The 12322-nt window shown below is 45.5% G+C and carries 9 protein-coding genes; 1 reads left to right on the top strand and 8 read right to left on the bottom strand.

Annotated features, from left to right (window positions below):
- Window positions 1-89 precede the first annotated feature (89 nt).
- Window positions 90-1070 carry an acyl-ACP desaturase gene (locus QEP07_RS16500; protein WP_256007615.1) on the top strand — a complete coding sequence of 327 codons (981 nt, stop codon included), beginning with the start codon at window positions 90-92 and terminating at the stop codon, window positions 1068-1070.
- Between the two features lie 18 nt (window positions 1071-1088).
- Here the strand turns inward: QEP07_RS16500 and QEP07_RS16495 are convergent, their stop codons facing one another.
- The 8 genes from QEP07_RS16495 to QEP07_RS16460 all read right to left on the bottom strand — a co-directional run bounded on the left by QEP07_RS16495 (window position 1089) and on the right by QEP07_RS16460 (window position 12318).
- On the bottom strand, window positions 1089-4478 hold the full coding sequence (locus QEP07_RS16495; RefSeq protein ID WP_285011413.1) for a methylmalonyl-CoA mutase family protein: 3390 nt from the start codon (window positions 4476-4478) through the stop codon (window positions 1089-1091).
- A gap of 79 nt (window positions 4479-4557) precedes the next feature.
- Complete coding sequence (gene pafA, locus QEP07_RS16490) at window positions 4558-6225, bottom strand: alkaline phosphatase PafA (protein ID WP_285011411.1); 1668 nt, start codon at window positions 6223-6225, stop codon at window positions 4558-4560.
- A 67-nt stretch (window positions 6226-6292) separates the two neighbouring features.
- A complete protein-coding gene (locus QEP07_RS16485; RefSeq protein ID WP_285011410.1) occupies window positions 6293-7573 on the bottom strand; it encodes a bifunctional folylpolyglutamate synthase/dihydrofolate synthase in 1281 nt (426 codons plus the stop codon).
- A gap of 16 nt (window positions 7574-7589) precedes the next feature.
- Complete coding sequence (locus QEP07_RS16480) at window positions 7590-8402, bottom strand: energy transducer TonB (protein ID WP_256007611.1); 813 nt, start codon at window positions 8400-8402, stop codon at window positions 7590-7592.
- Window positions 8402-8803, bottom strand: a complete 402-nt coding sequence (locus QEP07_RS16475) for an ExbD/TolR family protein (protein WP_256007610.1) — start codon at window positions 8801-8803, stop codon at window positions 8402-8404. The genes QEP07_RS16480 and QEP07_RS16475 overlap by 1 nt, the downstream gene beginning before the upstream one ends.
- Window positions 8803-9513: a MotA/TolQ/ExbB proton channel family protein gene (locus QEP07_RS16470; protein WP_285011409.1), complete on the bottom strand. Its 711-nt coding sequence runs from the start codon at window positions 9511-9513 to the stop codon at window positions 8803-8805. The genes QEP07_RS16475 and QEP07_RS16470 overlap by 1 nt, the downstream gene beginning before the upstream one ends.
- 8 nt (window positions 9514-9521) lie before the next feature.
- The gene (locus QEP07_RS16465; RefSeq protein ID WP_285011407.1) at window positions 9522-10589 is read right to left on the bottom strand and encodes an HU domain-containing protein; all 1068 of its coding nucleotides are present in this window, start codon (window positions 10587-10589) and stop codon (window positions 9522-9524) included.
- A gap of 49 nt (window positions 10590-10638) precedes the next feature.
- Window positions 10639-12318, bottom strand: a complete 1680-nt coding sequence (locus QEP07_RS16460; protein ID WP_285011405.1) for a porin family protein — start codon at window positions 12316-12318, stop codon at window positions 10639-10641.
- Window positions 12319-12322 lie beyond the last annotated feature (4 nt).

Here is a 12322-nt window from a genome sequence, read left to right as displayed (position 1 = left end):
CGGCCTTTTACATCCTTGGAAATAAACAAATACGCTCACTTATCTCATTTTTTTGGTATATTTGATGTCGAGACAAATAATATACACGAATGAGTTTTTTTGTAGAGCAGAGAAGGGAAGTAATGATGCATATTGAGCCTTATATGCTTGATATGATGGGCACGTATTTGAAGCCAATAGATACCAACTGGCAGCCTTCGGACTTCTTGCCGGATTCTACAAGTGAGACCTTTTATCAGGACATCAGGGCCCTGAGAGAGAAGGCCAAAGACCTTTCTTATGATTTGGTGGCTGTGTTGATCGGCGATACCATCACTGAAGAAGCTTTGCCTACTTATGAGTCGTGGCTGACCATGGTAGACGGCGTGTCTAAGAACGAGGATGGTGGCTGGATGCGCTGGGTAAGGCATTGGACTGCTGAGGAAAACAGACATGGTGATTTGCTCAACAAGTATTTATATCTATCGGGTAGGGTCGACATGCGTCAAATGGAGATTTCTACTCAATATTTAATAGCTGATGGATTTGAGATCGGTACGGGTACCGATCCGTACAGGAACTTTATATATACCAGTTTCCAGGAGCTGGCTACTAACATCTCTCACAGGCGTGTAGCTTCTCTGGCAAAAAAGGATGGTGATAATTTGCTGTCCAAAATGTGTGGCGTTATTGCTTCTGATGAAGCACGCCATGCGAAGGCTTACAAAGATTTTATTTCCAAGATTTTCGAGGTTGACCCTAATGAGGCGATGATTGCCTTTGAAGATATGATGCGTAAGAAGATCGTTATGCCTGCGCATTTCCTGCGCGAGATGGGTATGAAGATTGGTCAGACATTCGGGCACTTTACAGATGCTGCGCAACGGCTTGGTGTCTATACGGCGCTGGATTATGTAGAGATCATGCAGCAGTTGATCGAGGAATGGAAGATCGACAGTGTAAAGGATTTGAACGACGCCGGCGAAAAAGCCAGGGATTATGTGATGGGTTTACCTGCCAGATTAACCCGTATTGCTGAACGCATGAAGACTCCTACTATTGAGTATAAGTTTAGCTGGATACATTCGTAAGAGGCACGGCAATAGCGTTTACATATTTCTTCTGTACTGACCACCTACTTCGTATAAGGCATTTGCAATCTGACCTAAGGAGCATACCTTAGTCGTTTCCATCAGCACATCGAATGTATTCGCCTGGCTGAGCGCGGAGCTTCTCAGCTTTGCGAGTGCCGGATCAACATGAGTTTCATTTCTTTCGTGGAACAAGGCTAGATTTTTTATCTGTTGTTCCTTCTCTTCAGGAGTAGCCCGAATAACTTCCTGAGGGATCGTTGTTGGTGAGCCATTTTTGCTTATAAAGGTGTTTACTCCGATGAGCGGGTAACTGCCGTCGTGTTTCAGCGTTTCATAGTATAAGCTCTCTTCCTGGATTTTTCCTCGCTGATACATGGTCTCCATAGCTCCGAGAACACCGCCACGGTCGTTGATTCGCTTAAACTCCATCAACACGGCTTCTTCTACAAGGTCGGTCAGATCGTCGATAATGAAAGCGCCCTGCAGCGGGTTTTCGTTTTTAGCCAGGCCTAGTTCTTTATTGATAATCAACTGTATGGCCATCGCCCGTCTCACAGATTCTTCCGTGGGTGTGGTTATTGCTTCATCGTAAGCGTTTGTGTGGAGCGAGTTACAGTTGTCATAAATGGCATACAGTGCCTGGAGCGTTGTTCGGATATCATTGAAGTCGATTTCCTGGGAATGGAGCGACCGTCCCGAGGTTTGAATATGATATTTTAGCTTTTGCGACCTGGAATTTCCGCGGTATTTGAATTTTATGGCTTTAGCCCAGATCCGTCTGGCCACCCTCCCGATAACGGAGTACTCCGGATCTATTCCATTCGAGAAAAAGAAGGACAGATTGGGGGCAAAATCATCGATATGCATTCCCCGGCTTAAGTAATATTCTACGTAAGTGAACCCGTTACTTAACGTGAAGGCAAGCTGAGAAATGGGGTTAGCACCTGCCTCAGCGATGTGATAACCGGAAATTGATACGGAGTAGAAATTGCGTACATTCTCTGAGATAAAATATTGTTGCACGTCTCCCATCATTCGCAGCGCAAACTCTGTGGAGAATATGCAGGTATTTTGTGCCTGATCTTCCTTGAGAATATCTGCCTGTATGGTTCCCCTGACTGTTCTGATCGTTTCTGCTTTAATATTCTGATAGATTTCGGATGGGAGTACCTGATCTCCGGTTACCCCTAGAAGCATTAAGCCCAAACCATCGTTCCCGTGAGGTAAAGGTCCGTGATAATGCGGTCTTTTTATTCCCCGGGTCTCGAAAATGGATGCTATTTTCGCTTCTATGTCTTCTGTCTGGCCGTTTTTAATAATGTATTTTTCGCACTGCTGATCGATGGCAGCATTGAGAAAAAATCCCAGCATGATGGGCGCGGGGCCATTAATGGTCATGGACACGGAGGTAGATGGATTGCAAAGATCAAAGCCTGAGTAGAGCTTCTTTGCGTCATCCAGGGTTGCGATACTGACTCCTGAGTTTCCTATTTTTCCATGTATGTCGGGCCTTACGTGAGGGTCTTCTCCATAAAGCGTCACGGAATCGAACGCAGTAGAAAGGCGATGGGCCGGCTGGTCGGACGCGACATAGTGAAATCGCCGGTTGGTTCTTTCAGGACTACCTTCTCCAGCAAACATTCTCGTAGGATCTTCTCCCTCCCGCTTTAAGGGAAAGACGCCCGCAGCGTACGGAAATTCCCCAGGTAGGTTCTCTGTCAACCTCCAGCGAAGCAGGTCTCCCCAGTCGGAGTGCCGCGGAAGGGATATTTTCGGGATGCGAAGTTTTGACAGGGATTCGTAGAAAAGCGGCTGCCTGATTTCTTTGTCGCGCACCCGGTATGTGAATACATCCCCCGCATACGTTTCTTTAAGTTTGGGCCATTCCTCAAGCATGTGCTGGCATGAATCGTCAAGCTCCTTTTCGAGGTTCTGGTATTGGTGTTTCAGTAGTTCTACCGCTGACTGACTTGATGCTTGATCTGTGATGGTGTCAGCTTGAAGGCTTTCGATAACCCCATTGAGCTGATAAAGTTTTTGGGCCGTTATGCATTGCGCATCTACCCACTTGTCGTACAACTGACTGCTTTCTACGATCTCGGCGAGGTAGCGAACGCGTTCGGGTGGTATCACATATGCTTTGTCAGACGAGTCTGACAGGGTCTGATCTGCAATGATGCCGAAGCTAATCCCTGTATGCAACTGTATCTGTCGCATAAGTTCAAGAAACAGCTTGTTCATACCAGTATCATTGAACTGAGACGCCATGGTGGCGAATACAGGGATAGCTTCTTCGGGCGCGTCAAACAGGTTATGATTTCGCCGGTATTGTTTCTTTACATCCCTGAGGGCATCGGCCGCGCCTCGTTTATCGAATTTGTTGATAGCAACCAGATGTGCGAAATCCAGCATGTCTATTTTTTCAAGTTGACTTGCGGCACCGAATTCCGGTGTCATAACGTAAAGGGACACATCACAGTGATCTGTGATTTCAGTGTCGGACTGCCCGATTCCCGACGTTTCAACAATGACTAGGTCGAAGCCGGAAGATTTGCAGATCTCGATGGTTTCTTGAACATGCCGGGACAGGGAAATATTGGCCTGCCTGGTGGCCAGCGAGCGCATATAGACCCGCGGATGGTTTATGGCATTCATCCGGATCCTATCTCCGAGCAGGGCACCGCCGGTTTTCCGTTTGGAAGGGTCTACGGATATAATTGCCAGCGTTTTATCCGGTAGTGCGTTCAAGAATCGCCGAACCAGTTCGTCGATCAATGATGACTTACCTGCGCCGCCGGTTCCTGTGATGCCTAAAACAGGTACGCTTTTTTCAGGTTGCTCTATGCGGGGCCTGATCCCGGCAAATCTTTCGGCATCCGTTTCCGCTGCACTGATTGCAGAAGCAATAAGTTGAGTGTTTTTGGTAGTCAGGTTGAGCCTACCCCGACCTGGCACAAAATTGACAGGTTTAAAGTCAGTCTGCCGCAACATATCGTTGATCATTCCCTGAAGTCCCATTTTCCGGCCATCGTCCGGGGAATAAATGTGAGCTATTCCGTAGCTTTTAAGTTCATCTATTTCGGCTGGTAAGATTACGCCACCGCCGCCTCCAAATATCTTGATATGATTCGCGCCGCGTTCTTTCAAAAGATCATACATGTATTTGAAGTATTCAAGATGCCCGCCCTGATATGACGTGACCGCTATGCCCTGGACATCTTCCTGTATGGCACAGTTTACAACTTCTTCCGCCGACCTGTTATGGCCAAGATGTATTACCTCGGCACCGGAGGACTGCAATATCCGCCGGATAATGTTTATGGTAGCATCGTGTCCGTCAAAAAGTGCAGCAGCAGTTACAAAACGTATTTTGTGTGCGGAAGAATAGATGTCTGTATTTTGCATGTTGTAATATTCGGTTAAACAAATGTAATGAAAAAGCCGCCCAAGGTGTTAGGCGGCTTCAGCACATTTATTTTTACATCTATTGATATTGATGTGTCAATTCAGTGATCGGTTCACCAACGCATCCGCTTGGCATCTGGATGCGAAGCATTGCCGCAAGCGTTGCCGCGATATCTGTCATATGATAGGTCTTGTTGGTTTTTCCAGGTTTTACATTCCAGCCCATAAATACGCATGGAATGTGATGGTCGTAAGGGTAGCCACTGCCGTGGGTGGTCCCCGTCTTCGATCCTGCCAGATATCCTGGTTTGAGAAGAACGTAGATGTCGCCACTTCGAATGGCGTTATATCCATTTGTCAGGGCTTTCTTAATCGGCTCCACTAAAGTGGTTTGCTCGAGTTTGCTCAGGTCGACCGCATCTGCGACTTCAGGCTGTTTTCTGAATTCTGCGATAGTCAGTCTTTTAATTTCATCATAATCCGCTTTTGCTTGCTCAATCGCCTCGTGATCAAAATGGATTTGGCTGTTTGTAGAGGTTAGTATGGCTTTTTTAATGCCGAAGCGTGACTCAAATAGCTTATTAAGGATTTTAATAACATTCCCGTCGCCAAAGGTACCGCCAGGGAGTCGCTTTTCAAGCGCTAGTCCCGGAGCCTGAGCCGCACCGTGGTCGGCGGATAAGAAGAAGAGGTAGTTGTCTTTGCCGTATTTCGCATCCAGGAAATCGAAGAATTCCGCCAGGTCCTGATCTAACCTGAGATAGGTATCTTCGATCTCAATGGAATTGGGCCCGTACTGATGGCCTACATAGTCTGTAGCGGAGCAGCTAACAGCCAGGAAATCAGTCACGCCGCTTTCTCCCAGTCTTTCCTCTTTGATTGCAAGCTTGGCAAGTTCGAGCGTCATGGTATTACCATAAGGCATGCTTTTTATTTTTTCAAAGTCTTTGCCTGCATATAGCTTGTAGGGGTGAGGGAATATGGCAGCTTCTTCACCTCGCGACTTCCCTTCATAGCTTTTATCGTCTTCAGTACTCTGCGTATATGTTTCTATGGGGTATAATGTGTTCCAGTTCTTCTCCAAATAGGTGTTTACTGTTTTTTTTCTATTGTATTCCTGAAGCCAGGCGGGAAGCTGCTCCATATAGTATGTACTGCTGATCCAGTCGCCCGTCTGACCATCAAACCAATAGGCCGCGTCTGCGGTATGGCCAGCAGGCAGGATGGAGCCCCGGTCTTTCAGGGAGATGCCGATTACTTTACTTTTGAAATTCGTGGCGAGTTTGAGCTCATCGGTAATGCTGGTAGACAGCATATTCTTTGGCGACATGAGTCCGGCTCTTGTGTTGCTCCCTACTGTCTTGACGCTGGTATCCTCGGCACAGTAAATATTTCGTTTCAGATCGCGATCGTACCAGTCATTGCCTATAATTCCGTTTATTGCCGGGACCGATCCGGTATACACGCTGGCATGTCCGCAAGCTGTATAGGTAGGTATGTACGGTATGAAAGTGTTTTCGGCCGAAAACCCCTGGCGCAACAGCCGCTTAATTCCTCCTTTAGAATACCTTTCGGAATATCGATATAGAAAGTCCCATCGCATCTGGTCTACAACCATGCCTACTATGAGTTTTGGCCTTGTCACTCCTGGTCCATTCCTGCTGTTTACAGCAGTGTTTTTTTTCTGGGCCGCTAAATCGGTAGAGAGCAGGACAACTAAAAGGAAAAACAGATGGATTTTTTTCATTCTTATGTGTTAAGGTTCCAAAGTTAACAAGAGGAGTTGAGCTAGGAAAGCGGTTAATGTAAAGATTTTATAGTGCTTCTGCCACTACAAAGGTGCTGCCCCCAATAAAGATGAGATCGGATTTTTGCGCGTTTGTTTTGGCTGCTCTTACTGCGTCCTGAACGCTGCCATATGATTCTCCATTAAGGCCGTAGCGCTCGGCGATAGCTCCTAGTTCGGTTGAATCTAAAGCACGTTCAAGTTGAGGATGACAAAAATAATAGATGGCATCTTTGGGCAGCAGTTTCAGCACTCCAGTGATATCTTTGTCTTTCACCATTCCGATCACCATATGGAGGTTGGTGTAAGATAAAGCCTTGATATTGGTAACGATTTCGCTTATCCCTGCTACATTATGACCCGTATCGCAGAATATCAGGGGATGATCACCTAACTTCTGCCACCTTCCTTGCAGGCCCGTAATTTCTTTGACATGCTGTAGACTATAATGTAAGGCTTCATCGCTTATCTGAAAGCCTTTCGTTCGCATGATCTCTACTGATTGCAAGACGGTGAGGATGTTTTTTAACTGGTAGCTGCCGGTCAGGTCGAGGCGCAGTTCCTTCATGGAAGATGCATAGGCAACAGCTACATCCATAAAGTCAGCCGCCTTTGTAACACGCTCAACCTGCATATGCCTGTCAGCAAAATGTAGTTCTGCATGGGCGTCATTCGCTTTCCGCTCAAATACCTCATCGGTTTCAGGATGTGATTCCCCAATTACAGCAGGAATCCAAGGTTTTATGATTCCAGCTTTCTCATAGGCTATTTCCTTTAATGTATCCCCTAGAATGCTGGTGTGGTCTAAACTGATGTTTGTAATAACGGATAACTCGGGCATAATGATATTTGTGGAGTCAAGGCGCCCACCCAGGCCGACCTCTATGATGGCCACATCTACCTGCTCCTGCGCAAAGTAGGAGAAGGCCATAGCAACGGTAACTTCAAAAAAAGACGGTTCAATGGTTTCAATAAAGCTCCTGTTTTCGGTGATAAAATTGGTGACGGATTGCTTTCCGATCATCTTGCCGTCCACTTTTATCCTTTCCCGGAAGTCTTTAAGATGGGGGGAAGTGTACAAGCCAGTTTTATAACCAGCCGTTTGAAGTATGGCGGCTAACATATGAGAAGTTGAGCCTTTGCCGTTTGTACCACCGACGTGGATGCTCTTAAAGCGACTTTGAGGATTGTTAAGCCTTGAGCAAAGGCTTCGAATGTTGTGGAGATCTTTCTTTATCGCTATGCTACCCACCTTGGTGAACATAGGCAATTTACTATATAAGTAGTCAACCGTCTGTTCGTAATCCATGCCGAAAAACGTGTTGTTATTTGACCTTGAAATTGAATACTACTACGCCTATTTGCAGCTCCGGTGCATTTTCAGCGGCAGACAATCGTGCGCCCATGACGGCTTCCTTACATTTCTGCCATAGTTCGCGGTCGTTTAACGTCGTGCCTTTCACACCAGGAACAGCGCCAACCACTACACCTGCCTTATTCACCTGGATTCTCACGGCAATTTTTCCGGTTTTTTGTCCATCATCACGCGGCAGGACCAGGTTTGTAAATCTCCTTAATGCAATAGGAGTCTCTCCAAAGCCAGATCCACCTTCGCCATAGTTGTTGGAAAGCGGGTCGCCGTCACGGTCGCCCTGATTACCAGGTGTAGAGCCAGTTCCGTCGCCAGATCCGGTTCCCTTGTTGGCCTTTCCCTTATAAAGGGCATTTTGATTGATCACGGGAGCGTCTGACTTTTTCTCCGTGGTTGGAGACACCGTGGAACTTTTGCTATTGGTTTTTGTATTCACACTTACGGCTTCTTCCGTATTCTGGGTTACAATTTCTTTGTCGCTATTTTCCGAAGTAGGCTGCTGAGGCGTTGGCTCGGTCGTCACCACTTTGTCTGGAGCCTTTTGATTCGCATTCGGATCGGCCGAGGGTTCCTCGATACTGGTATAGTCCGTCCCCATGCCCTCTACAGAAGTTCCGTAATTCACAACAATCCCTCCCATACCTGCTTCCACAGGCTCAAATTTCCCTATAACAATAAATATGCTCAACAGGAGCAGGGCGGCCATTATTCCTGAAGATATGGCTAAGGCCTTAGGATAGTTATTCTCTTCTTTATAGTATGCCATTATTTTTTCGGTTCGACAGCAAGTACTACTTTGAGTTTCAATTTGTTGGCAACATCAAAAACGAGCATGGTATTCTCTATAGAAACACCTCTCGCCACGTACAGTACTATGGTAAGGTCGGGAGATACACGCTGATATGTCTCTATATTCGCCTGAAGATCTTCTAAAGTGGTACGCTGTTTTTCTACGAAGTAGTTTAAATCTTCATCTATAGAAACAGTAACGGTTTTTTGCGCTGAAGATTGTTGGCCCGACTCAGAGCGAGGCAACAGCAATTTCACTACTTCAGGGTTAACTACAGCCGATGCAAGAAGAAAAAACAGCAATAAAAAGAACATGATGTCATTTAATGCTGAAGTGTGTACCTCTACAGTCCCTTTATTTCTTTTACGTAGATTCATTATTTCCCAGGCTCCTCAAGTAGATCAATAAATTCGATGGCATCGGTCTCCATCCGGAGGATGATACGCTCCACCATCATATTTAGAATGTGGTACAGTACATAGGCGATGATACCAATGATTAACCCGGTGGCTGATGTGATCATCTTGGTGTATAATCCGCCTGAAATGGTTCCTATTTCAATTGCGCCTTTGATGGAAACGTCATGAAAGATAGTAATTACCCCAATAATCGTTCCTACGAATCCAAGCATAGGTGCTATACCTGCGATAATACCTAAAATATTGATGTTTTTTTCGAGCTTGGAGACTTCAAGTTTGCCGTTGTTCTCAATGGCAGCTTCTATATCCTTTATTGGTCTTCCGATTCGTTTTAATCCTTTTTCCAACATCCTTGCAAGAGGAGAGTTGTTGTTACGGCAAAGTGCAATGGCATTCTCCAGCCTGCCATCATGTATGTATTGTTTGATCTGCAGCATAAGGTTAGACTCCATCCTCGACGCCTTCCTTATTGTAATATAACGTTCAACGAAAATAACTAACCCAAGAAACGCCAGAGCGGCAAGCGGGATCATAACCCATCCGCCTTTAAAAAGTAAATCAATAAATCTCAGCTCTTCCGGCGGTGTTGCGACAGTTTGTGTTAAGGCATTGGCCGTATCAATGATCTGGTTCGCTGTGTCAGTAGCTGCTTGTAATAATGTGAACATATTTTGTTTTATTTGTGTGTTTGTCTGTTTTGATGAATATATAATTCTGGGTTCTTTAACTTCAACACCAGTTCTTTTCGACCCGCCCTCGCGCTTTGTTCATCGCCAAACGTGGCTACGCTAATTTTAATTCTACGTTTTCCGGGCGCCGTAGGAATTACTTTCGCCGCTATTCCGATTTTCTTCATTTGAGCTATAAACCGGTCGGCTTCCTTTTGGTTTATGACGGAAGCGCCTATTACTTCCCATGTTGTATCTGAACGCATTTCAATCTGAGCTGAAATGACGGAGTCTTTTTTCAAACTATCTCCCGAAGAAGCGATTGCAACCGTACTTTTCAAACTGTCAGGTCTGTGGGGTATGCTTGCGGGAGCTGCTTTCTTTGAGTCAGCTTTGTCGCGCTTTTGTCCAGCTTTGCCGGCGACCGATAGGATTTGATCGCCGAAAAGAAGGTATGTTGCCGCAACTACGGCAACTACAGCTGCCATTATTGCCAGCAACTTAAATCCTGGGTTGTTCTTTGAATGATGTTCTTCAGTGGCGGGTTCCGGCGCAACTACCGTTTCAGTCTCCGTTTTGAAGTTCCAAAATTGTTCTGGTGTTTCTATCAGGCTGTGTGTCGGGGGGTCAACTACCGTTAATTCATGCTCATCGGATTTTTCGGCCGAAGGTTTTGTAGTGCCGTCGCCGATTGACGGCAAGCCGAAAAAATGTTTACCTGAATCTTCGGATGGACTTAAAACTATTTTGTCCTCCACCACATGCAGCGATCCGAGCTCGTGCATTTTAACACTGTCACCACCCTTTAATTTTTCCAGAATGTCTTTGACAAACTTGCTGACATAAAATTCCGCAGTTTCCCCTGCGATCTCATGATATTCGGCAACATATGATGATAGATCATCGTCTTCCGCCACGCTGTGATCGAACGTAAATTGCAGACTGGGAGAAACAAAAGTGTGATTGCCTGCGTCGTATCTGCCTGGTATCCTGTGCTTATCAAATGTTCCGAGTCCTGGAACAGCAACGCGGCTCCGACGTTTAAGAAGTTCAATAAGATTAGATAGAATATCCATTCCGATAAAAATAAACTATAATTCTCTACGAACCAATTAAAAATGAAACCTAAAATGAATAACTCAAGCCACCAAAAATGTTCATACCTATAGTCTGGTAGTACAAGTACCTGTTGTAGTTACTGTTCAATAGATTGTTGACTCTTAAGAAAGCAGCAAACTTTTCGTTTATCCTATACGAAGCACCTGCGCCTAAATCAACGAACCCCTTCACGGTGACCACTCTTTCGTTCTGCAAAACAGGTACAAAGTAGGGGCTGGGAGGGGCTGCTGTATATATTTTGGCTTTGCTATCATCCTGCACAGCAACCGATGCCTCCATTGTGAGTTCTTTGGTGATGTTGAAAGATAAGTCGGAACTTAGACGCATTTGGGGCTTGAACCAGCTCTGCGATTCCGAGGCAGGTTTGTAGTCCTCAAAAATCAGTTTTCCTGTCCATTTGAGCGCATCACTTATCTGAACGGACAATTCTCCTTCCAGTCCAACCAGTTTCATCGTCCCGAAGTCATAAATAACATCAAATTTATTTGGCTCGTAATAGTTGTTCACAAACAAGGGCATATCTTCTATCTGACGGTGATAGATACGTGCTTTGTAGCCAAAGCCAGGGCCGGCAGTACCTTTAATGCCACCGCTTATATTGAGCTTTTCGATTGTATTTTTTATGCTGATATTCCGGTTTAAAAAGGGATTCTCATCCGTAAAGTGCTTCAATGAATTACGGTCAACATCCCCTTTGACTTCCCCATATATCTGCAGATAGTCCGGAATTAAAGTGAAGTCAGCAGTAACGGCTGGAAATATCCTGGTCGACGAAAAATCACCAAATTCTTGTACAAAGTTGACTCCTGCTTTAATAACTATCCCATTCGTCTGAAGTTTGATATGCGGATTCAATTTAAAGATGTTATTGCCGACCGACAACGAATCTTTCGTTTTTCCCAGTTCTACAGAACTTGCCAGGCCCAAGTTGAAGCTCTTGATCCGTTTGTTCAAATAGCCGTTCAGAATCACCGAGTTTTCGCCTGCATTGAAGCGATCGCCCCACACATAACCGTTTATCTTCGCCGCATAGCTAAATGCGTCAGGATCCTCGGTATACTTGCTAACTACTTCCCCTTCCGCTTCAAAGAAGTTAAGTACCTGCTTTTCCGGCTCTGGATGAACTATCGCGTTCTCGTCAAATCCATAAAAGAATAAACCGTGTCTTTGGAAGTTTACTCTTCCGCTAAACGTATTATTATCCGTGATACTTCTGCCGAAAGCGCTAAGCGTTTGCTGATCAGATTGTTGTTTATTTAGTTTTCCGGATTGACTAAAGTGCCGAAAAAAAGCGCCTGCCTGAAGTGCTTCGTCACGGCCAATGTTGGCATAGGCCTCTCCAAATATGGTTTTAGCGGTACCGAAAGCCCCCTTAACGTAGTTGTTGGTAAGTTCTTCCTCCCGTGCCGGGGCAACTTCCTGGGCCTTCAATTTGTTGATGTCTGAATTAAGTTCAAGCCTTCTGTCAGACAAGCTATAGTTAAATTTGGCTTTGTAGGTTTTAACATCGTTTAGGTCCGGGCTGCGTCGGAGTTTTACCGCCTCAGCTAAGACTGGCTTATAAGGCCTTACAACCTCAATTTCTTCCGTAACAGCCTTTTCTTCTGTTTTCACCGGGTCCTGAGCAGCAACATTAGAGACGGTCGCAACTAATAATAATATATAGATATATTTAAGAAATCTCATCGGA

It is taken from the genome of Pedobacter faecalis (assembly GCF_030182585.1).
In the GTDB taxonomy this organism is placed as follows: domain Bacteria; phylum Bacteroidota; class Bacteroidia; order Sphingobacteriales; family Sphingobacteriaceae; genus Pedobacter; species Pedobacter faecalis.
The sequence above is the reverse complement of the archived record's forward strand: the minus strand, read 5'-3'. Positions and strand labels throughout refer to the sequence as shown.